23 protein-coding genes and 1 tRNA gene are annotated in these 24473 nt (G+C 72.7%); 12 read left to right on the top strand and 12 right to left on the bottom strand.

Annotation, left to right across the window (positions count from 1 at the left end; translation table 11 throughout):
• Positions 1–47 precede the first annotated feature (47 nt).
• The 3 genes from IE272_RS25485 to IE272_RS25475 form a co-directional block, all read right to left on the bottom strand.
• Entirely contained in the window at positions 48–764 is a 717-nt protein-coding gene (locus tag IE272_RS25485) for a nucleotidyltransferase family protein (RefSeq protein WP_050358841.1), read from the bottom strand.
• Between the two features lie 72 nt (positions 765–836).
• Positions 837–1250 (bottom strand): hypothetical protein, encoded by a 414-nt coding sequence (locus tag IE272_RS25480; RefSeq protein ID WP_047177346.1) that lies wholly within the window; start codon positions 1248–1250, stop codon positions 837–839.
• Between the two features lie 227 nt (positions 1251–1477).
• Positions 1478–2614, bottom strand: coding sequence for an ABC transporter ATP-binding protein (locus IE272_RS25475; protein WP_007446487.1), 1137 nt, complete (start codon positions 2612–2614; stop codon positions 1478–1480).
• Between the two features lie 177 nt (positions 2615–2791).
• Here IE272_RS25475 and IE272_RS25470 point away from each other — a divergent pair.
• From IE272_RS25470 to IE272_RS25435, 8 genes are all read left to right on the top strand, one after another.
• A tRNA-Thr gene (locus tag IE272_RS25470) sits at positions 2792–2865 on the top strand.
• 278 nt (positions 2866–3143) lie between these two features.
• Entirely contained in the window at positions 3144–3668 is a 525-nt protein-coding gene (locus IE272_RS25465) for a toxin-antitoxin system HicB family antitoxin (protein ID WP_047177344.1), read from the top strand.
• 169 nt (positions 3669–3837) lie between these two features.
• Positions 3838–4728 carry a DUF4097 family beta strand repeat-containing protein gene (locus tag IE272_RS25460; protein ID WP_190008150.1) on the top strand — a complete coding sequence of 297 codons (891 nt, stop codon included), beginning with the start codon at positions 3838–3840 and terminating at the stop codon, positions 4726–4728.
• 80 nt (positions 4729–4808) lie between these two features.
• Positions 4809–5816 carry an ATP-binding cassette domain-containing protein gene (locus tag IE272_RS25455; RefSeq protein ID WP_057668286.1) on the top strand — a complete coding sequence of 336 codons (1008 nt, stop codon included), beginning with the start codon at positions 4809–4811 and terminating at the stop codon, positions 5814–5816.
• Positions 5813–6604: an ABC transporter permease gene (locus IE272_RS25450; protein ID WP_057663858.1), complete on the top strand. Its 792-nt coding sequence runs from the start codon at positions 5813–5815 to the stop codon at positions 6602–6604. Before IE272_RS25455 ends, IE272_RS25450 begins: the two co-directional genes overlap by 4 nt.
• Positions 6605–6677: 73 nt before the next feature.
• Positions 6678–8006, top strand: a complete 1329-nt coding sequence (locus IE272_RS25445; RefSeq protein ID WP_229897616.1) for a cytochrome P450 — start codon at positions 6678–6680, stop codon at positions 8004–8006.
• A gap of 298 nt (positions 8007–8304) precedes the next feature.
• On the top strand, positions 8305–9219 hold the full coding sequence (locus IE272_RS25440; RefSeq protein WP_050362004.1) for an AurF N-oxygenase family protein: 915 nt from the start codon (positions 8305–8307) through the stop codon (positions 9217–9219).
• Between the two features lie 9 nt (positions 9220–9228).
• Positions 9229–10896, top strand: coding sequence for an FAD-dependent oxidoreductase (locus IE272_RS25435; RefSeq protein ID WP_073960859.1), 1668 nt, complete (start codon positions 9229–9231; stop codon positions 10894–10896).
• Between the two features lie 93 nt (positions 10897–10989).
• Here the strand turns inward: IE272_RS25435 and IE272_RS25430 are convergent, their stop codons facing one another.
• Positions 10990–12459 carry an MFS transporter gene (locus tag IE272_RS25430; protein ID WP_190008148.1) on the bottom strand — a complete coding sequence of 490 codons (1470 nt, stop codon included), beginning with the start codon at positions 12457–12459 and terminating at the stop codon, positions 10990–10992.
• Positions 12460–12705: 246 nt separating this feature from the next.
• Between IE272_RS25430 and IE272_RS25425 the strand changes: the two genes are divergently transcribed.
• The gene (locus IE272_RS25425) at positions 12706–13152 is read left to right on the top strand and encodes a MarR family winged helix-turn-helix transcriptional regulator (protein WP_050362002.1); all 447 of its coding nucleotides are present in this window, start codon (positions 12706–12708) and stop codon (positions 13150–13152) included.
• Positions 13153–13191: 39 nt separating this feature from the next.
• Here the strand turns inward: IE272_RS25425 and IE272_RS25420 are convergent, their stop codons facing one another.
• Entirely contained in the window at positions 13192–14592 is a 1401-nt protein-coding gene (locus IE272_RS25420; protein ID WP_098891540.1) for an NAD(P)/FAD-dependent oxidoreductase, read from the bottom strand.
• Between the two features lie 113 nt (positions 14593–14705).
• On the opposite strand from IE272_RS25420, the gene IE272_RS25415 reads away from it, so the two are divergent.
• Complete coding sequence (locus tag IE272_RS25415) at positions 14706–15626, top strand: aminoglycoside phosphotransferase family protein (RefSeq protein ID WP_190008146.1); 921 nt, start codon at positions 14706–14708, stop codon at positions 15624–15626.
• Positions 15627–15831: 205 nt separating this feature from the next.
• On the opposite strand, the gene IE272_RS25410 is transcribed toward IE272_RS25415, so the two are convergent.
• Both IE272_RS25410 and IE272_RS25405 read right to left on the bottom strand, forming a co-directional pair.
• On the bottom strand, positions 15832–16833 hold the full coding sequence (locus IE272_RS25410; RefSeq protein ID WP_050361999.1) for a zinc-binding dehydrogenase: 1002 nt from the start codon (positions 16831–16833) through the stop codon (positions 15832–15834).
• Between the two features lie 66 nt (positions 16834–16899).
• The gene (locus tag IE272_RS25405; RefSeq protein WP_190008144.1) at positions 16900–18090 is read right to left on the bottom strand and encodes an NAD(P)-binding protein; all 1191 of its coding nucleotides are present in this window, start codon (positions 18088–18090) and stop codon (positions 16900–16902) included.
• A gap of 102 nt (positions 18091–18192) precedes the next feature.
• On the opposite strand from IE272_RS25405, the gene IE272_RS25400 reads away from it, so the two are divergent.
• On the top strand, positions 18193–18912 hold the full coding sequence (locus IE272_RS25400; protein WP_190008143.1) for a pentapeptide repeat-containing protein: 720 nt from the start codon (positions 18193–18195) through the stop codon (positions 18910–18912).
• 24 nt (positions 18913–18936) lie between these two features.
• On the opposite strand, the gene IE272_RS25395 is transcribed toward IE272_RS25400, so the two are convergent.
• The 5 genes from IE272_RS25395 to IE272_RS25375 form a co-directional block, all read right to left on the bottom strand.
• The gene (locus IE272_RS25395; RefSeq protein ID WP_030590408.1) at positions 18937–19434 is read right to left on the bottom strand and encodes a hypothetical protein; all 498 of its coding nucleotides are present in this window, start codon (positions 19432–19434) and stop codon (positions 18937–18939) included.
• Between the two features lie 97 nt (positions 19435–19531).
• Entirely contained in the window at positions 19532–20590 is a 1059-nt protein-coding gene (locus tag IE272_RS25390) for a methyltransferase (protein WP_190008140.1), read from the bottom strand.
• 128 nt (positions 20591–20718) lie between these two features.
• Positions 20719–21546 (bottom strand): AraC family transcriptional regulator, encoded by an 828-nt coding sequence (locus tag IE272_RS25385; protein ID WP_097935309.1) that lies wholly within the window; start codon positions 21544–21546, stop codon positions 20719–20721.
• Between the two features lie 151 nt (positions 21547–21697).
• A complete protein-coding gene (locus IE272_RS25380; RefSeq protein WP_057663838.1) occupies positions 21698–22342 on the bottom strand; it encodes a response regulator in 645 nt (214 codons plus the stop codon).
• Positions 22339–23640: a sensor histidine kinase gene (locus tag IE272_RS25375; RefSeq protein WP_098891545.1), complete on the bottom strand. Its 1302-nt coding sequence runs from the start codon at positions 23638–23640 to the stop codon at positions 22339–22341. Before IE272_RS25375 ends, IE272_RS25380 begins: the two co-directional genes overlap by 4 nt.
• Before the next feature lie 270 nt (positions 23641–23910).
• Between IE272_RS25375 and IE272_RS25370 the strand changes: the two genes are divergently transcribed.
• Entirely contained in the window at positions 23911–24468 is a 558-nt protein-coding gene (locus tag IE272_RS25370) for a GlcG/HbpS family heme-binding protein (RefSeq protein WP_007446530.1), read from the top strand.
• The last annotated feature ends 5 nt before the right edge of the window (positions 24469–24473 follow it).

Raw genomic sequence — 24473 nt, 5'->3', positions numbered from 1 at the left:
ACGGAAGAACCGGGTGGGGGCCGCCCCTTGATGTGAGGCGACGGTTGTCAGCCTTCGTGGGAGCCGAGCTCGCGGGCCGCCTCGGTCAGGTCCTTCGCGGTGTCGATGGCCCGCCAGTACGCGCCGTTCGGCAGCGGATACCCGGCCAGCCGACGCTCGCGGGCGAGCCGGGGGAACGTGGTCCGCTCATGGTCGCCGAGGTCCGGCAGAAGCTTCGTGAACGCGGGCGAGAACACGTACACCCCGGCGTTGATCAGATACGGCGAGGGCGGCGACTCGATGAAGTCGGTGATGTGCCCGAACGCGTCCGTCTCCACGGCGCCCCACGGGATCCGGGGCCGGGCGAGGGCCAGGGTGGCCGTGGCGTCGCGCTCCGCGTGGAAGGCGGCCATCTCGCGCAGGGAGAAGCGGGTCCAGATGTCGCCGTTGGTGGCGTACCAGGGCTGGTCCGGATCGGGCAGCCGGCCGGCCGCGTACTTCAGACCGCCGCCTCGGCCCAGCGGCTCGGTCTCCACGACGGTGGTGACCCGGAGCGGCAGCACGGCGGCGTCCAGCCACTCCTGGAGCACCTCGGCGAGGTGCCCGCAGGAGACCACGGCGTCGGTGACTCCCTCGGCGGCCAGCCAGGACAGCTGATGGCCGATGATCGGAGTCCCGGTCCCGGGGATCTCGACCATCGGCTTGGGGCGGTCGTCGGTGTACGGCCGCAGCCGCGACCCCTGGCCACCGGCAAGGATCACGGCCTGCGTCGGATACGTATGCATGGCAGGCACGATATGCGCTGCCCGCCGTCGGAAGGCGACGCTCCGCGCGACCGCCTCCCGGGGTGCGGAGCCCTAGCTGAACTGCGCGACGCCGGAGGCGAACGAGGTGTCGCAGACGGGCCGGGAGAAGCGGTGCGCCCGGGTCGGGCCGTACTGCTCGACGGCCGCCTTGCCCAGGGCCCGCGCGATCGACATGCAGTGGCGGGCGAGCGAGGGGCGCTGCTCGACGGCGCGCTGGAGGCCCGTGAGCGCGGTGCCCGGGTCCTTCTCCTGCAGCTCCACGAGCAGCTTCTCGCGCAGGACGTCCTGCGGGGCGTGCGGCTTCGCGGGCTTGGACACGGTCTCCGAGGAGGCGGCCAGCAGCTGGGAGTCGCTGTCCGACTCCGCCCACTGAACGCTGGTGACCGCGAGGGTCCCGGACAGAACCATGACGACGGGCAGGACGAGAGCGAGGGATCGGCCGATGCGGCGCGCGGTGTGGGTCACGCAGCGAGCGTAGCGGCCAGTGATGACTTGGCGACAATTCGTCACTCCTGCGGGGGATGGTTCGACGCGCCCTTTCGAATACGAGGTTGACGAACCAGGGTGAAATGCCCTGTGTGCCGGGGTATTTGCTGCCGCCCGGCACCGAAACCCGAACCCGCCGGGACCACGCAAACGGCCCCGCACCCCCTTGCGGGGAGTGCGGGGCCGGGCGTACGTCGGGTGGGGCGTCAGTTGGTGAGACGCTCGCCGGTGGAGGTCGCGAAGACGTGCAGCTCGTCCGGGCGCGGGACGACGTGCAGCTCGGTGCCCTTCTCCGGGACGGCGCGGCCGCCGACGCGGACGACCAGGTCCTTGTGCTCGCCACCGACCTGCGCGCCGCCGTAGACGAAGCCGTCGGCGCCGAGCTCCTCGACGACGTTGACGGAGACGGCGAGACCGGCCGGCGCGTCCGAGGAGTCCTTGGTCAGCGACTTCGCGGCGGCACCGCCGTGCTCGACGATGTCGAAGTGCTCGGGGCGGATGCCGACCGTGACGGTGGTGTCACCGCGGTCCGCGGCGGCGGTGAGCGCCTCGCGGGAGACCGGGACGACGCTGTTGCCGAACTTCACGCCGCCGTCGGTGATCGGGACCTCGACGAGGTTCATCGCGGGGGAGCCGATGAAGCCGGCGACGAAGAGGTTCGCGGGGCGGTCGTACATGTTGCGCGGCGAGTCGACCTGCTGGAGCAGCCCGTCCTTCAGCACCGCGACGCGGTCGCCCATGGTGAGGGCCTCGACCTGGTCGTGGGTGACGTACACGGTGGTGATGCCGAGGCGGCGCTGCAGCGAGGCGATCTGCGTACGGGTGGAGACACGGAGCTTGGCGTCGAGGTTCGACAGCGGCTCGTCCATGAGGAAGACCTGCGGCTCACGCACGATGGCCCGGCCCATCGCCACACGCTGACGCTGACCACCGGAGAGCGCCTTCGGCTTGCGGTCCAGGTAGTCGGTGAGGTCCAGCATCTTGGCGGCCTCTTCGACCTTCGCCCGGATCTCGGTCTTGTTGATACCGGCGATCTTCAGCGCGAAGCCCATGTTGTCCGCGACGGACATGTGCGGGTAGAGCGCGTAGTTCTGGAACACCATGGCGATGTCCCGGTCCTTCGGCGGCAGGTGCGTGACGTCGCGGTCACCGATGCGGATCGCGCCGCCGTTGACGTCCTCGAGACCCGCGAGCATGCGCAGGGAGGTCGACTTGCCACAACCGGAGGGACCGACGAGGACGAGGAACTCACCGTCCGCGATGTCGATCTCGAGCTGGTCCACGGCCGGCTTCGTGGAGCCGGGGTAGACGCGGGACGCCTTGTCGAACGTGACACTGGCCATGCTGAATCTTCTCCTCAACCGGCAGGAACGTGCCGGACGATCCGAGTAGGGAGTGGTCTGGTCCACAGACGCGAACCTGCCGCGACGCTACCTGGCGTTTCCCGATCTGTCAGTAGTCCGAGGCACACGGAAATCGCGGACGAGCGGGGCGCGGGGTTGGTTAGACTGCTCCGGCACGCCTCCTTAGCTCAGCTGGCCAGAGCAACGCACTTGTAATGCGTAGGTCGTCGGTTCGAATCCGACAGGGGGCTCAGCGGGAAGCCCGGGTCGGATGTACTTCTGACCCGGGCTTCTTTTGTTCCTTCGCCCTTTCCGTGGCGCCACCTGGTGCCACCTGGTGCCAGGTGGTGTCACGGGTGTGCCAGGTGGTGCCACGTGGCGGTGCCGTGGTGCCATCCTCGGTTGCTTTGTGCGTTCCTGTGGTGCCATCTTCGCCGTTCTGATGGCGATGTTGCAGGTCAGCGGCTTGTTTCTGTGTGATGCGCCAATGTGGCTCGACGTGGTGCCATGTGTGTGCCATGATGGCGTCATGGACCTCACCCCCTACGTCGACAATCTCCGGCGGGAACTCGCCGTCGCCGCGGATGCCAGCGGCGACGAAGCCCGCGCCCTGGCCGAGCGGCTCAGCGCTCCCCTGGAGTCCGCCGTCCGGCTGACCCTGCTCAACGTGCTCTCCGCGGCCATGGGCGACGTCACCCGGGAGCTGGCTCCCGGTTCGGTCGACGTACGGCTGCGCGGGCTCGATCCCGAGTTCGTGGTGACGGCGCCTCCGGCGCCCGAGCCGGTGCGTGAGGAGCGGGAAGCGGTCGTGGCTCCCGTCGTGGCCGCGGCTCCGGCCGGGGAGGCCGACGACGGCACCATGGTGCGGATCAACCTCCGTCTCCCCGCCCACCTCAAGGGCCGCGCCGAGAGCGCGGCCGCTGCGGAGGGGCTGTCGGTCAACGCCTGGCTCGTGCGGGCCGTGTCCGTGTCCCTCGACGGCGGGGGGCGCGCGAGCGCACCGGGCCGGGGCAAGGACTCGGGCGGTCGCGGCTTCACCGGCTGGGTCCGCTGAGCCAGCTGAGCCGCTGAGCCAGCTGAGCCGCTGAGCCAGCTGAACCACTGAGCCAGCTGAGCCCGCTCAGTCTGTAGCCGGCACCACTTCACCGGCGGATCGCCGATCCGGCCGACGTCACTGATCACCGATCACTCATCACTCACCGAGCCAAGAGGACGGGACAGCCATGCCTTCTTTCGATACTCACGAGCCGATCTCCGCCGTCGTCGAGCTGGACGCCGGCACCGCCCGCATCACCGCGGGCAAGCGCACCGACACGGTCGTCGAGGTGCTGCCGGGCAACGGATCCGACGAGGACGACGTACGCGCCGTGCAGCAGACCCAGGTCTCCTGCTCGGGTGGTCGTCTCACCGTCAGGACCCCCAAGAAGCGCTCCCTGTTCGGCAAGCCGGGCACCGTCGTGGTGAGCATCGAACTGCCTGCGGGGTCCGATGTGCGCGGCACCTCCGCGCTGGGCGGCTTCTTCTGCGAAGGGCCGCTCGGCGAGGTGCAGCTCAAGACCTCGCTCGGTGACCTCCAGGTGGACGAGGCGGCCCGCGCCGAGCTCAGGACCGACCACGGCGACATCCGGCTCGGCCGCTCCACCGGGGACGCCGAGGTCGTCGGTTCGGGCCGGGTCGAGGTCGGCGCCGTCGCCGGGGCGGCAGTCGTCAAGAACGGCAACGGCGCGACCGGGATCGACGAGGTCGGCGGTGAGCTGAAGGTCAACGCGGCCAACGGCGACATCTCCGTGGGCGTCGTGCACGGCGGCGTCGTCGCCAAGTCCGCCAACGGGCGGATCGAGATCGGCGTCGCTCACGCCGGGGTCGACGCGACCTCGTCCAACGGCCGCATCCGCGTCGGCGACGTGATCCGCGGCCGCATCGCTCTGCGCACCTCCGTCGGCGACCTCGAAGTGGGCATCCACGAGGGCACCGCCGCCTGGCTCGACCTGAACCCCAAGTTCGGCACCGTACGCAACTCGCTCGGCGCCGCCGCCGGGCCCGAGGACTCCGACGAGACCGTCGAGGTGCACGCCCGGAGCGGGGCCGGCGACATCATCGTCCGCCGCGCCTGACCTCCGTCGTGCCCGCCTCATGTCCCGTCCACGCCCGACTCGCCGCTCGCGAGAGCGGAACCAGCATGAAGGGAACCAGCATGACCGTCACCCGGGTCTCCGCACCGCTTGCCGCCCAGGCCGCGGCGCAGGCGATCACCGCCACCGGACTGCGCAAGTCCTATGGGGACAAGGCCGTCCTGGACGGCATCGACCTGGCCGTCCCGGCCGGCACGGTCTTCGCCCTGCTCGGCCCGAACGGGGCGGGCAAGACCACCGTCGTCAAGATTCTCTCCACCCTCATCTCCCCCGGCGCCGGCTCCGGCGAGATCCGCGTCGGCGGCCACGACCTCGCCACCGACCCGCAGGCGATCCGCGCCGCGATCGGTGTCACCGGACAGTTCTCCGCCGTCGACGGCCTGATCACCGGAGAGGAGAACATGCTGTTGATGGCGGACCTCCACCACCTGTCCAGGCGCGAGGGGCGGCGGGTCGCCGCCGAACTCCTGGAGCGGTTCGACCTGGTGGACGCCGCGAAGAAGCCCGCGTCGACCTACTCCGGCGGCATGAAGCGGCGTCTCGACATCGCGATGACGCTGGTCGGCTCCCCGCGGATCATCTTCCTCGACGAACCGACCACCGGACTCGACCCCCGCTCCCGCCACACCATGTGGGGCATCATCCGCAACCTGGTCTCCGACGGCGTCACCGTCTTCCTCACCACGCAGTACCTGGAAGAGGCCGACGAACTCGCCGACCGCATCGCCGTCCTCAACGACGGGAAGATCGCCGCGGAGGGCAGTGCCGAGGAGCTCAAGCGGATCGTCCCCGGCGGGCACGTCAAGCTCCGCTTCACCGACCCCGACGCCTACCGGTCCGCCGCCTCGGCACTGCGGGAAGTCACCCGCGACGACGAGACCCTGTCGCTCCAGATTCCCAGCGACGGAAGCCAGCGCGAACTGCGCTCCATTCTCGACTGGCTGGACTCGGCCGAGATCGAGGCCGACGAGCTGACCGTGCACACCCCCGACCTCGACGACGTGTTCTTCGCCCTGACCGGATCCGGCGTGCCCGCCCGGAACAACCAGCCGAAGGAGGCTGTCCGATGAGTTCCCTCTCCCTCGCCGTACGCGACTCGAACACCATGCTGCGCCGCAACCTCCTGCACGCCCGGCGCTACCCCTCGCTCACCCTGAACCTGCTCCTCACGCCTGTCATGCTCCTGCTGCTTTTCGTCTACATCTTCGGCGACGTGATGAGCGCGGGCATCGGTGGCGGAGGGGGCGGCCGTTCCGCGTACATCGCCTACATCGTCCCGGGCATCCTGCTGCTGACCGTCGGATCCACCGTGGTCGGTACCGCGGTGTCCGTCTCCACGGACATGTCCGAGGGCATCATCGCCCGCTTCCGCACGATGGCGATCCACCGCGGCTCCGTGATCATCGGGCACGTCGTCGGCAGCGTCCTGCAGAGCGTGCTGAGCGTGGTCCTGGTCGGCGCGGTCGCCGTGGCCATCGGCTTCCGTTCCACGGACGCCACGCTCGTGGAGTGGCTGGCCGCGTTCGGGCTGCTCGTGCTCTTCTCCGCCGCCCTGACCTGGGTCGCCGTGGGCATGGGCCTCATCAGCCCGAACGCCGAGGCGGCCAGCAACAACGCCCTGCCGATGGTGCTGCTCCCGATGCTGTCCAGCGCCTTCATCCCGGTGGAGACGATGCCGGGCTGGTTCCGGCCGATCGCCGAGTACCAGCCCTTCACCCCGGCCATCGAGACCCTGCGCGGACTGCTGCTCGGCAGCGAGATCGGCCACAACGGCTGGCTCGCCGTCGGCTGGAGCATCGGGCTCGTGCTGCTCGGCTACTTCTGGGCGACCTCGAAGTTCGGTCAGGACCCCCGGTGAGTTCCCGCCCGGCGAGTTAGCCCCCGGTGACTTCGTCTCCGGTGCCTCGATCCCACGACCTGGGGAGAATCTGATGACGTACGACCCGGCCATCGACTCCGAGACCATCGACTCCGAGACCGCCGACTCCGAGACCGCCGACTCCGCGACCACCGACGAGTTACCGGTCCTGCCCACCGGCCGGCACACCGGCTGCCCCTTCGATCCGCCCGCCGCACTCACCGCGCTGAGCGACCGGCCCGTCCGCCGCCTGCGCTACGCCGACGGGCACGTGGGCCGGCTGGTCACCGGGCACGCGGCGGCCCGCGCGGTGCTGGCCGATCCGCGCTTCAGCTCCCGCTACGAACTCCTGCACCTGCCGATGCCGATGGAAGGCGCGCCGGGGGAGCTGCCGCCGGCGCCCGTCGGGGACATCCTCGGCCTCGACGCCCCGGAGCACACCCGCTACCGCCGGCTGCTCGCCGGTCGCTTCACCGTGCGCCGGATGCGTCAACTAACCGGTCGTATAGAGCGGTTCACCGCCGACTGCCTGGACGCCATGGAGCAGGCCGGAACCACGGCCGACCTGGTCGAGGCCTTCGCGCGGCCCGTGCCCACGCTGGTGATCTGCGAGCTGCTCGGCGTGCCCTATGCCGACCGGGGGCGCTTTCTGGGTCTGGTCGAGGTCATCTTCGACCAGGCGGCCGACGCCGGGGCCAGGGACGAGGCCTACGCGGGGCTGCTCCGGTACGTCGGTGATCTCGTCCTCGCCAAGCGGGCCGAGCCCACCGACGACCTGCTCAGCGACCTCGCCGCGCCCGGCCCCGCACCCGGCGCCGGGTCCGGCGACCTCGCCGCCCCCGGACCCGCCGCCTCCGGCCTCAGCGACGAGGAGCTGGCCGGGATCGGCGGGCTGCTCCTCGCCGCCGGGCTCGACACCACCGCGAACATGCTCGGCCTCGGCGTCTTCGCCCTGCTGGCCGACCCCGTTCAGCTGGAGGCCCTGCGCGCCGACCCGGATCTCGCCGGACCGGCCTCGGAGGAGTTGCTGCGCTATCTCAGCGTGGCCGACCCGCTGCTGCGGTCCGCGCTGGAGGACGTCGAGGTGGAGGGCGAGCTGATCAGGGCGGGGGAGACGGTGACCGTCTCCGTACAGGCCGCCAACCGTGACCCGCGCAGGTTCCCCGACCCCGACCGGCTCGACATCCGCCGCCGGGCCACCGGGCATCTCTCCTTCGGCCACGGCCCCCACCAGTGCCTGGGCCAGCAGCTCGCCCGGGTCGAGATGACCGTCGCGCTCCCGGCGCTCTTCGCCCGCTTTCCCGCCCTGCGCCTCGCGGTCCCGCCGGGGGAAGTGCCGCTGCGCGAGCGCTCCAGCATCTACGGGGTGGTCTCCCTGCCGGTCGCCTGGGGGGAGGAATAGCGCCGGACTTCCCTCCGGGCGGGGAGATGCGGTGAGCGTCCGTACCGATTTCTACCGGGGGGTAGGCGGCCCGGAATCCTTGTTATACCTTGCGTCTAACAAGGATCCCGGGCCGGCCGGTGTCCGGTCCTGCGCGGGCCGTCGCCCCCGGCCCCGGTGATCCCGTACAGCACGACCCGACCCCGCTCGGCGCGAGCCGATTCCGTACGGCGCGCGTCGAATCCGTACGCGGAGGTCGGCCGACGTACGCACCTCACCACGATCGAGGATCACCGCACTCGACCCAAGGAGCCGCAGCATGGCCGGCAGCACCGTTCCGTCGAAGGTCCAGGAAAGCCCCGAGGGCGACGACGTCGCGCGGCGGCTGCTCGACTCGGCCGCGCAGCTCGCGTACGACCCGGCCGTGGAGGTGGACTGGGAGACGCCGCTGGACAAGGAGTTCCACGGCGCGAGCCCGGAGTGGAGCAGTCTCTACGGGACCGCCTACTGGGGCGAGTTGACCGAGGGGCAGCGCAAGGAGCTCACCCGGCAGGAGGCGGCCTCGGTCGCCAGCACCGGGATCTGGTTCGAGATGATCCTGCAGCAGATGCTGCTGCGCGACATCTACATGAAGAACCCGGCGGGCGCGGAGTTCCAGTGGGCGCTCACCGAGATAGCCGAGGAGTGCCGCCACTCGATCATGTTCGCGCGCGGCGCGCAGAAGCTCGGCGCGCCCCACTACCGGCCCCGCCGCGCGGTGATGGAGCTGGGCAGGGCCTTCAAGACGCTGGCGTTCGGCGAGGCGGCGTACGCGGCGATCCTGGTCGCCGAGGAAGTGCTCGACGTGATGCAGCGGGACTGGATGCGCGACGAGCGGGTCGTGCCGTTCGTCCGCACCATCAACAACATCCATGTGGTGGAGGAGTCCCGGCACATGAAGTTCGCCCGGGACGAGACCCTCAAGCGCCTGGAGGGCGCCGGGTGGGCGCGGCGGCAGATCAACGCGTTCGTCGTCGCCGTCGCCTCGTACGTCATCGTGACCAGCATGGTGAACCCGGAGGTCTACCGGAAGGCCGGGCTGGACAAGAAGCGGGCGCTGGCCGCCGCCCGGCGCAACGAGCACCACAAGTCGATGATGCGGTCCAGCTGTTCGGGGCTGATGGACTTCCTGGCCTCCGCCCGTCTGCTCACCAAGCCCGCCCTCGCGTTCTACAAGCGCGCGAACCTGATCTGAGCCGGGGCCATGACCTACGCCATCACCCAGACCTGCTGCAACGACGCCACCTGCGTGGCCGTCTGCCCGGTCAACTGCATCCACCCGACGCCGGAGGAACGCGCCTTCGGCTCCACGGAGATGCTCCACATCGACCCCCGGGCGTGCATCGACTGCGGGGCCTGCGCGGACGCCTGCCCGGTGGACGCGATCTTCCCGGTGGACTCGCTGTCCGCCGGGCAGCGGGAGTACGCCGACATCAACGCCGCCTACTACGAGGGCGGGGAGCCGGCCCCCGGGACGACGGAGGGGCCGAACTTCCACGCGTGGGGCGAGCCGGTCTTCGGGCGCAGCCTGCCGTCCGACTTCGGGCCCCTGCGGGTGGCCGTCGTCGGCACCGGGCCCGCCGGGATGTACGCGGCGCAGGATCTTCTGCTGCACACCGCCGCCGAGGTGACGCTGATCGACCGGCTGCCGGTGGCCGGCGGGCTCGTCCGGTACGGCGTGGCGCCCGACCACCCCGCGACGAAGAAGGTCGGCGACACCTTCTCCCGCTTCCACTCGCACCCCCGGGTCCGGATGCACCTGGGCATCGAGGTGGGCCGGGACGTCACCGCCGAGGAGCTGGCCGCCCACCACGACGCGGTGATCTACGCGGTCGGCGCCTCCACGGACCGGCGGCTCGGCATCCCCGGCGAGGACGGTCCCGGGTGTCTGTCGGCGACCTCGTTCGTCGCCTGGTACAACGCCCACCCGGAGGCCGTCGCGCAGGGCGTCGACCTGTCCGCCGAGCGGGTCGTCGTGGTGGGCAACGGCAACGTGGCGCTCGACGTCGCCCGGATCCTGGTCGCCGACCCGGAGGCGCTCGCGGGCACCGACATCGCCGCGCACGCGCTGGAGGCCCTGCGGGCGAGCCGGGTCCGCGAGGTGGTGGTGCTGGGGCGGCGGGGGCCCGAGGACGCCGCGTACACCCGGTCCGAACTCCTCGCGCTGAAGCATCTGCCGGACGTGGAGCTGGTCGTGGACGACCACGATCCGCGTACGGGGGCGGCGATCGACGCGGCCGGGGCGGGCGACCGGGCCGGACTGCTCCGGGGGCTCGCCCGGGTGCGTACGGACGCCGCGGCCCCCACGACTCCCACCGGGGCCGCCCGGCGCATCGTGCTCCGTTTCCACTCCGGGCCGGTGGAGATCCTGGGCGACGGGGACGTGCGCACCGTACGGGTCACCGACGGCGGCGGGGGCGCCGCGGATCTGGCCGCCGGAATGCTGCTGCGGGCCATCGGCTACCGGGGGCTGCCCGTCCCCGGGCTGCCGTTCGACGAGGCGTCGGGCACCGTTCCGCACGAGGGCGGCCGGGTCGCCGGGCTGCCCGGCGGCTATGTGGTCGGCTGGATCAAGCGGGGGCCCTCCGGCGGGATCGGCGCCAACCGTACCTGCGCGGCCGAGACGGTCGGCACGCTCCTGGCCGACGCGGTCGCCGGGACGCTGCCCGCCCCGACGGGTGACGCCAGGGCGTTCCGGCGCCTGGCCCGGCGGCGCAACCGCCGGGTCGTGGACGCCCGGGGCCTGGCCGCGATCGACCGTGCCGAACGGGACCGGGGGCGGCGCGACGGGCGGCCCCGGGTGAAGCTCGCCACCGTCGAGGAGCTGGTCGCGACGGCGAGAGCGGGGCGGCTGCCACGGCTGTCGCGCTGACGGTTCGCCGCGATCGTCGCTCGTACGAAGTCCGGCCCGGGGCGCGGCGGTTCAACCGCCGCGCCCCGGGCCGCGCTCCCGTTCGGGCGACGATCAGGCCTTGGACTCCGAGGCCTCCGGCACCCCTGCGGGGGCGTTCGAAGCGGCCGGCCGAAGCTGCGCCGTCGCCGGGCGTACGGGGATGAGAGCGGCGACGACCGCCGCCGCGAGGCCCACCCCGCAGCCGATGAGCATCGCGACGCGGAAGCCGTTCTGGGAGGCCAGCGGGAAGCCGCCGAAGTCCGTGGTCATCCTGGCCAGGACCACGCCGATCACCGCTGCCGCGAAGGACGTGCCGATCGAGCGCATCAGGGCGTTGAAGCTGTTCGCCGACGCGGTCTCGGACTGGGGCACCGCACTCATGATGAGCGCGGGCATCGCCCCGTACGCGAAGCCGACGCCCGAGTTGCAGACGAGGGTGACGATCAGCAGGCTCCACGGGGAGTCCGCGCCGATCAGCGGGACGGACAGGCCGTAGCCGGCGGCGATGAGGAGGCTGCCGACGGCCAGGGTGACCTTCGGGCCCTTGGCGGCGGACAGCTTCGCGCCGACCGGGGACATCGCCATCATCATCAGGCCCGCCGGGGCCATCCACAGGCCCATCGCGAGCATCGACTGCCCCAGGCCGTACCCGGTGGCCTCGGGCAGCTGGAGCAGCTGGGGCACGACGAGGGACTGCGCGTACATCGCGAAGCCGACCAGGATCGAGGCCGTGTTCGTCATCAGGACCTGGGGGCGGACGGTGACGCGCAGGTCGACCAGCGGTTCGCTGAGGCGCAGTTCCCACCAGCCCCAGGCGGGCAGTAGCACCAGCACGGCGGCGAAGAGGGCGAGCGTGGTGGCGCTGCCCCAGCCCCAGTCGGCGCCCTTGGAGACGGCGAGCAGCAGACAGATCAGGGCGGCGCCCAGGCCGACGGCCCCGAGCAGGTCGAAGCTGGCGGACCGGGTGGCCGGGCGGTCCCCGGGGACCAGGGCCAGGATCAGCGCGCCGACCGCGACGGCCAGCACGGCGACCACCCAGAACAGCACGCGCCAGCTGGTGTTCTCCGCGATGGCGGCGGCGAACGGCAGGCCCAGCGCGCCGCCCACGCCCATCGAGGCGCTCATGATCGCGATGGACGGGCCGAGCTTCTCGGCCGGCACCACATCACGCAGCAGGCTGATGCCGAGCGGGACCACGCCCATGCCCAGGCCCTGGAGCCCGCGTCCGGCGATCATCGGGACCACCGACGAGGACAGGGCGCAGACCACCGAGCCGAGGACCAGCGGGACGAGCGAGACGAGCAGCATGCGCCGCTTGCCGTACATGTCGCCGAGCCGGCCGGCGACGGGCGTGGCCACGGCTGCGGCCAGCAGGGTGGCGGTGATCACCCAGGAGGCGTTCGAGGCGGAGGTGTCGAACAGCTTCGGCAGCTCCGCGATCAGCGGCACCACCAGGGTCTGGGTGAGCGCCGCCACGATGCCGGCGAAGGCCAGGATGCCGACCACGCCTCCCGGGCGGGCTGCGGGGGGTGAACTCTCCACGGGTGCTGCTCCCTCTTGCCCTTCCGGGCCTGTTGTTTCGTGCCGGCGGTCCGCGCCAGTCGTTTCGTGCCGGTCGTTCGTGCCGGTCGTTTCGTGTTGGCCGTTTCGTTTTGGCCGCTCGTGCCGGTCGTTCGTGTCCGCGTTCTCGGCGTTCGACTATGCAAGATACATGGATTGTGCATGATACATAGCATGTGCATCATGCACATCTATCGTGATAGACCTGGTCAACGAAGGAAGCAGCGCGTGGACAAGCCCATCGACCGGATCGAACGCGAGACGATGCTGCTCGGCCGGTACATGCACATGGTGACCCCGCGCGTGGACTGGCAGCTCGACCGCTCCGCCTACATCCTGCTCAGCCGGATCCAGGTGGAGGGGCCCATGTCCATCGGCCAGCTGGGCGACGCCTTCCGTCTGGACGCCTCCACGCTCAACCGGCAGACCGCCGCGATGCTGCGGGCCGGGGTCGTCGAGCGCATCCCGGACCCCGACGGCGGCATCGCCCGCAAGTTCGCCATCACCGAGGAGGGCGAACGCCGCCTCGACAACGACCGGACCAGGAATCTGGCGGGCCTCGCGAAGGTCCTCACGGACTGGACCCCCGAGGAGGCCGAGCAGCTCGCCGACTCCCTCAGCCGTCTCAACCTCTCCATCGAGCGTCTCGACGGACGGCCCTGGCCGCGCGACTGAAGCGCGGCCAGGGGCGCGGCCCTGCCCGGCCCCGGTGGCTCAGTGGCGGCCCGCGATGCGGTCCGCCACCCTGGCGACGGGGTCCGTGCCGGGGCGGGGCGAGGTGCTCTCGCGTCGGTCGGCGGCGCGGTAGGCCGCGTACATGCCGTGGACGCCGAGCCAGCGGAAGGGTTCCGGCTCCCAGCGGCGGACCTTGTGGTTGACCCAGGGCAGGGCGGTGAGATCCGTCGGGCCGGCCTGGCCGGAGTCCTGCTGGATCAGGTCGCGCAGGGTGCGGGCGGCGAGGTTGGCGGTGGCGACGCCGGAGCCGACGTAACCGCCCGCCCAGCCCAGGCCCGTGGAGCGGTCCAGGGTGACCGTGGCGCACCAGTCGCGCGGGACGCCGAGGACGCCGGACCAGGCGTGGTCGACGTGGACGCCCGCCGTGGTGGGGAAGAGCCGGACCATCAGGTCGCGCAGGGCCGCGACCGTCTCGGGCCGGGTGCGGCCGTCGTTGTCGGTGGCCGAGCCGAAGCGGTACGGGTAGCCGCGGCCGCCGAGCGCGATGCGGTCGTCCGCGGTGCGCTGGGCGTAGAAGTAGGCGTGGGCCATGTCGCCGAGGGTCTCGCGGCCCTCCCACCCGATCGTGTCCCAGACCCGTTCGGGCAGCGGCTCGGTGACGATCATGGAGGAGTTCATCGGGAGCCAGGTGCGCTTCTGCCCCTTGAGGCTCGCGGTGAAGCCCTCGGTGCAGCGCAGGATGTACGGGGCGCGGACCGTGCCGTACGGCGTCACGGCGTGCTTCGGCTTGATCTCGGTGACCGGCGTCGACTCGTGGACGGTCACGCCGAGCGCCTCCACCACGTCCGCGAGGCCCTTGACCAGCTTGGCCGGGTGCAGCCGGGCGCCGTGCGGGGTCCAGGTCGAGCCGACGGCCCCGGTCACATGGACGCGCTCGGCGGTCTCGCGGGCGCCGCGCAGGACCCGGTCGGTCTCCCCGAAGGCGATCTCGACGCTGTGGAAGTCCTTGAGACGGGCGAGCTGGGAGGGTGTGTGGGCCACTTCCAGGACGCCGCCCCGGTGGATGTCGGCGTCGATCTTCTCCTCGGCGGCGGTCCTCACGACCTCGCCGACGGTCTCGTTCATCGCCTTCTGGAGCCGTACGGCGGCGTCGTGGCCGTGCAGCTTGGCGTACCGGTCGCGGCCCGCGATGCCGTTGTACAGCCAGCCGCCGTTACGGCCGGAGGCCCCGTAGCCGCAGAACTTGGCTTCCAGGACGGTGATGTTGAGGAAGGGGACGGCCTTCTTCAGGTAGTACGCCGTCCAGAGCCCGGTGTAGCCGCCGCCGACGATGCAGACGTCGACGCTCGTGTCGCCGGGGAGGGGTTCACGCGGCGCGGGGGTGCCCTCCTGCGCGTACCAGAACGATATGCCGCCGACGACGGTACTGACGGTGCTCATGATGCCCCTGGTGTCCCTGTCCGGTGAGATGCCGAGCGTACGTGTGGCGGGACGTTACTGCGCGCGGGGCTGTTCCGTCATGGTCCGGGGTGTCACGTCCCTAGGATCGACGAGTGATCGACATCCATGTTCCCGACGAACTGATCGCCTCTCAGACCCGGTACAACGGAGCGGCCGGCCGGGCCTTCGTCGCCGCCCTGCCCGCCCTCGCCGAGCGGTGCCTGGAACGGTGGGGGCTGCGGCCGGACGGTCCGTCGATGTACGGGATGTGCGCGCTGGTCCTGCCGGTGGTGCGGGAGGCGGACGGGCGGCCCGCCGCGCTGAAGCTCCAGTCGGTGGACGAGGAGACGGCGGGCGAACCGGTCGCGTTGCGGGCGTGGACCGTCGCGGGGGCCGGGGCGGTGGAGCTGCTCGGCCATGCCCCGGAGAGCGGGGCCATGCTGCTGGAACGGCTCGACGAGCGGCGGCCGTTGTCCGGCGAGGCCGATGTGCGGGAGGCGGTGACGGTTCTCGGCGCGGTGCTGGCCCGGCTGGTGGCGGTGCCCGCGCCGGAGGGGCTGCGCACGCTGGGCGATGCGGTGGAGCGGATGCTCGCGGCTCTGCCGGAGAAGGCGGGCCTGCTGGCCGACGCCGCGGACCGGCGGCTGCTCGCGGACTGCGCGGCGGCGGTGCGGGAGGTCGCGGGGGAGCCGGGGGACCGGCTGCTGCACTGGGACCTGCACTACGACAACATCCTGGCCGGGCGCGCGGACGCGGGGCGGGCCGGGGAATGGGTGGCGCTCGACCCGAAGCCGCTCGCGGGGGACCCGGGGTTCGAGCTGTTCCCGGCGCTGGACAACCTCTTCGACGCCGACGAGGTGCTGTGGCGGTTCGACGCGTTGACGGAGGCGCTGGGCATGGAGCGGGACCGGGAGCGGGCGCGGGCCTGGACGCTGGGGCGGGTGCTCCAGAACGGGCTGTGGGCGGCCGAGGACGGGGAGGGCCGGATCTCCCCCGACCACGCGGAGATCGCCCGGCGGCTGCTGGGCCGGTGAGGGCGGGCGGGGCCGGAGTCGGGGGTTGGACCCGAGTCGGGGGGTTGGGGCCGGAATCGGGAGGCGGGACCCGAGCCGGGAGTCGGGACCCGAGCCGGGGTCGGGGAGAACCGTGCTGTGGCCCGGGGCGTCGCTGACCTAGCCGGCGCGGATCCGCGTGGAGTGCGGCTGTCGGCTGCCGGCGGCCGGGGTGATCCGTGCTCGACTACGGCTCCAGGACCACCTTGCCCATCGTGCCCCGGGTCTCCAGCGCGCGGTGCGCGGCGGCGGCCTCGGCGAGCGGGAACCGCTGTACGGCGGGCCGCAGCCGGCCGGACGCCGCCTCGGCCAGGGCGCGGGTCTCCAGTGCGCGCAGACCGCCGCCCTTCTCGATCATCCGCGGTCCGAGGACGGACCCGGACGTGATGGCGCGTTCGGCCAGCTCCTCGTCGGTGAAGGTGAGCGGCCCCCCGTCGTGGAGCCCCTCGCCCGACCAGCCGTAGACCACGTGCTGCCCGCCGGGGCCGAGGAGGTCCACGGCGGCGCGGGCGGTGGTCCCGCCGACGGAGTCGTAGACGACGGTGGCCCGCAGGCCCGCCGCTTCGAGGTGTTCGCGGGCCGCGCGCGGCCAGTCGGGGCGGGTGTAGTCGAGGGCGAGGTCCGCGCCGCCGGCCCTCGCCCGCGCCACCTTGGCCGGGCCCCCGGCCAGCGCGATCACGGTGGCCCCCGCGTTCTTCGCGTACTGGACGACGAGGGTGCCGATCCCGCCCGCCGCCGCGGTGACGACGACCACGGAGTCCGGGCCGAGCGGGGTGAACCCGAGGATGCCGAGGGCGGTGCGGCCGGTGCCGATCATGGCGACGGCCGAGGCGGCGTCGAGCCCCTCGGGGATCTCGTGGAGCCGGTCGGCCTCGGTGACGGTGAGTTCGGCGTACCCGCCCGGCGCCATGCCGATGTGGGCGACGACGCGCTTGCCGAGCCAGGCCGCGTCCGTGCCCCCGCCCACCGACTCGACGGTTCCGGCGACCTCGCGGCCGGGCACGGTGGGGAGGCCGACGGGCTCCGGGTAGGGGCCGCGCTCACCTTCCCGCAGAACGGTGTCCAGAAGGTGCACCCCGGCCGCGGCCACGGCGATACGGACCTGGCCGGGGCCGGGAACGGGGTCCTCGGTCCGCTCGTACACGAGGTTCTCGGCGGGGCCGAAGGCGTGAAGGCGTACGGCGTGCATGACGGGCTCCCTGGGGGTCGCGCTGCGGGCTGTGCCCCCACCCTCGTACCTGAAGTCCGCTTGAGGTCAACCCCGGTCCCGGGCCCCGGTCCGGGACCGCCGCCCGGCGGCCTTCACGGCGAGCACGGCGGCTTCGAGGCCGCTGGTGAAGGAGACCTCGCTGAGGAGCCCCGGGGCGGCGACCTGGTCGCCCGCCAGGAAGATCCCGTCGCCCCGGACGACGGAGGGCCGGTCCCGCCAGGTGGTGCCGGGGCGGTCGACGGCTCCGGTGCGGCCGTCGGCGAGGGCCTCGACGCGCCAGGTGGTGCGCTCCCGCCAGCCGGGGAAGCCGAGGTCGAGGAGTTCCTCGGCCCGCGCGGTCCCTTCCGCCCTGCGGGCGTCGGGGCCGATCGGGAACTGGCCCTGGAGCAGCTGTTCGCCGGCCGGGGCGAGGCCGGGATCCTGGGCGGTGAACCGCTCCAGCCAGCCGGGCGCGTCCAGGTCCGACACGACGAACGCGTCGCCGCGCCGGGTGCGCACCGCCAGGTCCAGCAGGACGGTGCGGCCGCTCTCCCAGGTGAGGGACGCGTCGTCGAGGAGAGCGCGGGCGGAGCCGAGGGAGGTGGCGACGACGACCGGTCCGGTACGGGCCAGCTCGCCGAGCGTCCGGGTGTCGACGCGGGCGGCGGTCTCGATGCCGACCCCGAGACCCCGGGCGTGGCCGGCCATCCGCTCGACGAGCGGCGCCCAGCCGCCGACCGGGTAGTGGGCCTCGGGCGGGAACGAGGCCAGGCGGTGCAGGCGCTCCTGGACGAACCGGGCGGAGAGCGCCCCGGGATCGTGGTGGAACAGCGCGGTGGCGGCGAAGTTCGCGGCGGCCCGGGCGCCCTCCTCGCCGACCTGCCCGGCGGCCCACTCCAGGAAGGCGCCGTCCACCGGGGCGGTGCGGGGGGCCCTACGGGCGAGCCGCAGCAGGGCCACGGGCGGGGTCCGGCGGGCGGCTCCCGCGCGGCGGAAACGGAAGCGGAGGCCTTCGCGGGGCGGTACGGAGGCGACGGCGCCGAGAAGGCCGCGCCGGGCCAGCCAGGTCCAGTGCGGCCCGCGCCGGTACAGGGCGTGCGGGCCCTCGTTGGCCCGGTACGGCCCGTCCGCGGTCCTGGCCCGGCCGCCGAGCGTCCGGTGGCCCTCGTGCAGGGTGACGCGCGCACCGGACTCGGCTGCGGTGATCGCGGCGGTGAGGCCGGCGAGGCCGCCGCCGATGACGTGGATGTGGTCCATGGCTGGATCTCCTTCGCATCTTTGATGATGCGACGGATCGGGGGAGGCGGCTCGTGACACGGTCGCCGGGGCGTTGTCAGTGGGGTGCGTCACGATGGGGGCATGGCAGCGAGCGCGGGCAGGACGACCAGGAAGACCGGGGCGACCGGGGCGAACAAGGGCAAGAAGGAGACCGTCGCGGCGGCGCGGCGTCCGGAGGTGCGGCTGCCGCCGCTCGTTCCCTACGACGGCGAAGGCCTGGAGCCGGACGGGGACTACGACGGGGTGCGGTTCGACGGGGTGGACCTGACGGACGCGTCGGGCCGGGGGGCCCGGTTCATGGACTGCGCCCTGGACGGCTGCGCCCTGGACCGCGCGGAGCTGGCACGGGCCCGCTTCATCGACGCGGTGCTGACGGGCGTACGGGGCGTGGGCACCGATCTCGCGGAGGCGTCGCTGCGGGACGTGGAGGTGGTGGACGCCCGCCTGGGCGGGGTGCAGCTGCACGGTGCGGTGCTGGAGCGGGTGGTGGTGCGGGGCGGCAAGATCGACTACCTGAATCTGCGCAAGGCCCGGCTCAAGGACGTCGTCTTCGAGGGCTGTGTGCTCTCCGAGCCGGACTTCGGGGACGCACATCTGGTCCGCGTCGAGTTCCGGGACTGCGTGCTGAAGCGGGCGGACTTCAGCGGGGCCCGGATGGAGTCGGTGGACCTGCGCGCGGTGGCCGAGCTGGACATCGCACGGGGTGTGGACCGGCTGGCGGGCGCGGTGATCAGCCCGTTGCAGCTGATGGAGCTGGCCCCGGCGTTCGCGGCGCAGATCGGGGTGCGGGTGGAGGCGTGAGACCCCCGGGCGGCCCCGGGGGTCTCACAGACGGGGGAAGCGGGCCTGGAGGTCCCAGATCACGGGGTTGTCGGCGAGACCCTCGTGCATGTCGGCCAGGTCGGCGATCAGGTCGTGCAGGAAGTCGCGGGCCTCGCGGCGCAGGAGGGAGTGGCTGAAGGTGAGCGGGGGCTCGTCGCCGGGCATCCAGTCCGCCTCGACGTCGACCCAGCCGAAGCGCCGCTCGAACAGCATCCGGTCCGAGGACTCGGTGAAGTCCAGCTCCGCGTACTGCTGCCGGTGCGAGCGGTTGCCGCGCGGGTCCTGGTCGATCTGCTCGACGATGTCGCACAGCGCCCACGCGAAGTCGAGCACCGGCACCCATCCCCAGGCTGTGGACACCTCGCGGTCCGCCTTGGTGTCCGCGAGGTAGACGTCGCCGGAGAACAGATCGTGCCGCAGCGCGCGGACGTCCGCGCGGCGGTAGTCGGTCTGCGGGGGGTCGGGGAAGCGACGGGAGAGGGAGTAGCCGATGTCGAGCACGGATCGATGGTGTCATGCCCGTCCGGAGCGGCCCGCCACGATCGGGTGAAGCGGTGCGGGCAGCCCGGCCCGGAGCGCGGGGGCCGCTCGGTGCGGGTCAGCCGGCCACGGCCTCGATGACGGCGAACGGTGTGGCCTCCGCGAGCGGGGTGACTGCCGTCAGCGTCAGGCCCGCGCGGCGGCACACCTCCGCGAAGTCCTCGCGGGTGCGCTCCCGGCCGCCCACGTTCACCAGCATGTTGAGGTCGCTCAGGTAGGTGACCCCGCCGTCGGTGACGTCGGCCCGGAGGTCGACCGCATCGGGAAGCACGGGCTCCACGATCAGGACGAGGCCACCGGGCGGCAGCACCTCGCGGCAGTGGCTCAGGATCGTGACCACCTGGTCGTCCGACCAGTCGTGCAGGACGCTCTTCATCAGGTAGAGATCCGAGCCCCCGGGGACCGAGTGGAAGAAGTCCCCGGCGACGAGGGAGCACCGGTCCTCCAGCCCGTGCCGCGCCATCGTGTCCGGCGTCGCGGCCAAGCCCTCCGCCGTGTCGAGGACGACACCGGAGAGACCGGGATGCGCGGCGAGCACACCGGCCAGGAGGGTCCCGTCACCCCCGCCGACGTCCGTGACCGTGGTGAACCGGCCGAAGTCGAAGGCGTGCGGCAGGGCGGCGGCGGTCTCCGAGGCGGCCTGGCTCATCGCCGCGTTGAACTCCGCGGACAGCTCGGGGTGCCGGGCGAGATGGCTGAAGAAGTCGGTGCCGAATATGCCGTCGAACGCGACCTCGCCGGTGCGGACGCTGTCGTCGAGGTGCTCCCAGGCGCGCACGATCGTCGGCTCGGTGAACATCCTGACGAACGAGGCGAGGGAGTCGGGGCGGCCGGGGTGCAGCAGTGCGCCCGCGGGGGTCACCGCGAAGGATCCGGGGACGGGCTCCCGCAGCAGGCCGAGCCCGGTCAGGGCACGCAGCAGCCGCTCTATGGGCTGGGGTTCGGCACCGGCGTCGGCGGCCACCTCGCCGGCCCGGCGCGGTGTGTCGCCCACCAGTTCCACCACCCTCAACCGGGCTGCCGCGCGCAGGGTCTGTGCTGCCATGCTCCCGAACGCGAGCCGGGCGATCAGATCGCGGTCGGCCGGCTCCGCGGCCGTGACAACGGTGTTCGTCATGGATGTTTCCTCTCGACTGTGTGCGGTGAGACGCGCGGTCTGATCCGCGGTCTGATCCGCGGTGTGATCCGCGGTGTGATCCGCGGTGTGATCCGCGGTGTGATCCGCGGTGGGTACGTGCGTGGAGGTCAGCCGGCGGACGTGGACCTGTCGGCCAGCGCGCGCGGCGTGCAGCCGGCCAGGGCCGTGACGTCGCGGTGGAGGTGGGACTGGTCGGCGTATCCGCACGCGAGGGCGACGGCGTCGGCGCTCTCGCCCGCGCAGAGGGCCCGTGCGGCGTGGTCGAAGCGGACCAGCATGGCGGCGCGCTTGGGGGTGAGGCCGATCTGGTCGGTGAACCGGGACCACAGCCGCTTGCGGCTCCACCCGAAGGACGCGGCGAGGCCGTCGACCCGGACCCGGCCCCGGCGGGCCACGATGGTGTCCCAGGCGGCCGCGACCTCGGGCGACACCGACGGTGTGCCGGCGGCCCGCCTCGCGAGGAACGCGTCCGTCAGCGCCAGGCGTTCCTGCCACGTCGTGGCGTCGGTCAGCTGCTCGCGGAGGTAGCGGGCGGGACGCCCCCACAGGTCTTCCAGTCCGTTGACCGACCCGTCCAGTTCGCGCGGGGAGACGCCCAGCACCGCATGGGCGGCCAGGGGAGGCAGACACACCTCGACGCACGCGACGTTCTCGCCCCGGATACGGGCCGGTCCGGGCGACAACGCGGCGACGAAGCTCCTCAGGGGACGGTGGGCCGTGGCGCTCTCCACGGTGAGGGGGTCGTCCCCGAGCCCGATGACGACGACCACGACCGGCTGGGGGAGCACCTGCATGTCCAGCCCGACGGACGCGCGGTCACGGAAACCGGCCATCCGTACGCCGTCGAGCGCGGTGCCGCCGAGGAGGTGGGCGACCTCCCAGCCGTTCTCGGAATCGTGATCCCCGGGCGCGGGACCCACGTGATTTCTGCGCATGCCTCTACGGTTGCCGACTCCGGCGCGCTTGTCTTGGACGAAAGTTCCGGAGTTCCGGACTCCCGGAGCCCCGCAATGCCGCAATGCCGCAATGCCGCAATGCCGCAATGCCGTTCAGCGGATCGCGCGGGGTGCGCGCCCGCGCCCCGGCTCACGGCAGCAGGCGCTGCTCCTTCGCCACCGACACCGCGCCCGCACGGGTGTCGACGCCGAGCTTGTCGTAGATCCGGCCCAGGTGGGTCTTGACCGTGGCCTCGCTGATGAACAGGGCGCGGGCGATGTCGCGGTTGCCGAGGCCCTGGGAGAGCTGGGCCAGGATGTCGCGTTCGCGGTCGGTGAGGCTGGGGCGGGGGCTGCGCATCCGGGCCATGACCCGGCTGGCGACGGGGGCCGAGAGCGTGGTGCGGCCCTGGGCGGCGGACCGGATCGCGGCGAACAGCTCCTCGGGGCGCTCCGCCTTCAGCAGATAGCCGGTCGCCCCCGCCTCGATGGCCCGGGTGATGTCGGCGTCGGTGTCGTACGTGGTCAGCACCAGGACGTGGACCGTGCCGTCGGCCGCGATGCGGCGGGTCGCCTCGACGCCGTCGATGCCCTCGCCGAGCTGGAGGTCCATGAGGACGACGTCCGGGGCGAGCCGGGCGGCGAGCACCACGGCCTCCTCGCCGCTGCCTGCCTCGCCGACGACCTCGATGTCCGGTTCGCTGCCGAGAAGGGCGAGCAGCCCGGCGCGGACGACCACATGGTCGTCGCAGAGCAGGATGCGTACGGGGGTCGTCTGCGGGCCTCGGCCGGTCATGCGGGGTCCTCCGGGACGGTGAGAGGGGCGGGCGCGAGCGGGATCGCGGCCGAGAGCACCGTGCCCTCGCCCGGGGCCGACTCGATGGTGAGTGTTCCGCCGAGCTGGTGCACGCGGGCCCGGATCGCGGGGAGCCCGTGGCCGCGCACGGTGTCGGGGCTGCGGACGCCCGAGGGCTCCGCGGTGAAGCCGCGGCCGTTGTCGCCGACGTCGAGGACCACCCGGTCGTCGAGGTGGGTCAGGGTCAGCCCGGCGGCGGTGGCCCCGGAGTGCTCCCGCACATTGGCCAGGGCCCCCTGGGCGATGCGCAGCAGGGCGGACTGCACCCGGTCCGGCAGCGGGGCGCCCGGGGTGCCCTCCACATGGCAGTGGACGGTCAACGCGCCCTCCGCCTGGGCGCTCTCGCGGGCCGCCAGCGCTTCCAGGGCCGCCTCCAGGCCGCCGCCCTCGGCCAGGTCGGCCGGGGCCAGGTCGTGGACGAAGCGGCGGGCCTCGGCGAGGTTGCGTTCCGCGATGCCGGTGGCGGTACGGACATGGCGGCGGGCGGCGTCCGGATCGGCCGTCCAGGTGCGGTCGGCCGCCTGGAGCAGCATCTGCTGGCTGGACAGGCCCTGGGCCAGGGTGTCGTGGATCTCCATGGAGAGCCGCTGGCGCTCGGCGAGGGTTCCCTCGCGCCGCTCGGTGGCGGCCAGTTCGCGCCGGGTGCGCAGCAGGTCGTCGATCAGCTCGCGCTGGCGTCCGGCCAGTTCCCGCTGGCGTACCGCCTGACGCTGCATATGGACGAAGACGGCGGTCGCCACGGCGGCGACGGCGGGCGGGGCCAGCACCAGATTCGGGTCGAACCCTTCGGCCAGCCGCAGTTGGGCGGCGACGACGAACGCGGTGAGCAGGGCGACCAGGGCGAGGGCCGCGCGCGGCGGCAGGATGCGCAGCCCGGTGTAGAACAACGGCACCGCGCACCACGCGAAGCTCGGCGCGAGGACGACCAGCACCATCCAGACGAGGACGAGCACCCCCAGCCAGACGAGCCGGCGCGGGGTGGGGCGCGAACCCAGGACGGGCCCCAGGAGGTACAGCACCGCCAGGGTGATCGACAGGGCGATGATCCACGGGGTGCGGGCCTCACCGGGGTGCCGCATCAGGAACCGGGTCAGCGAGGCGCCGAGCAGCAGGAAGAACGCGGCGTGCATGAGGAGCGCGAGCCAGCGGGCGTCGGGGTCGGCGCCGGGACCCGGGCCGGGGGCGGCGTCGGCGGGGCCGCCCCTCTCCGGGGGCCGCGGATCGCTCCGGTGGTCCACCTCGTACCTCGTGTTCCGTCTCGCCCGATCCCGCTGAGACCCTGCTGACCTGCGCGGATCTTCCATGGTGACCCGATCCGGCCACCCCTGCATCAACCGATCGGCTGATGGGGGCGTCGGCCGACCCGCGCGCCGCTTCCAGCCGGTACGTCGACCGTACGGGGCCGGATCCGCCGGGAGGATCGATACCAGAGCGAAACGCCCGGACCTCTTCCGGGCCGCCCCGCACACCGAACCACCGGGCCGCCCCCGGATCACCAAGGAGCCACCATGAAGAAGCTGTCGCTGCGCACCCGTGTCGTCACCGGCGCCGTCGTCGTCGCCGCCCTCGGGGCCGGCACGTTCGGCGCGATGTCCGCGAGCGCCTCCTCCCCGGCCGCCGCCCCCGCCGCCGCCGTCAAGGCCGACACGAGCAACCGGAACCTCCAGCAGACGACGCACCTGACCGTGGCCGCCGCCACCAAGGCCGCGCAGGCCACGCTGGACGCGGCGAAGAAGGAGAACCAGCGGATCTCCGTCGCGGTCGTCGACCGCAACGGCAACACCATCGTCACGCTGCGCGGCGACGGCGCGGGCCCGCAGTCCCCCGAGTCCGCGGTGAAGAAGGCGTACACCGCCGTCTCCTGGAACGCCCCCACCTCCGAGCTGGTCAAGCGCCTGGAGCAGGCCCCGAACCTGAAGGACATCCCTGGCACCCTGTTCCTCGGGGGCGGCGCTCCGGTGCAGGTCAAGGGCGCCCCGGTGGCGGGCATCGGCGTGGCCGGCGCGCCCAGCGGCGACCTCGACGAGAAGTTCGCCCAGGCGGGCGTCGCGGCCCTCGCCCGGTAGTCCCG

Source organism: Streptomyces anulatus, assembly GCF_014650675.1.
GTDB lineage: Bacteria > Actinomycetota > Actinomycetes > Streptomycetales > Streptomycetaceae > Streptomyces > Streptomyces anulatus.
This window is presented reverse-complemented; position numbering and strand designations above follow the sequence as displayed.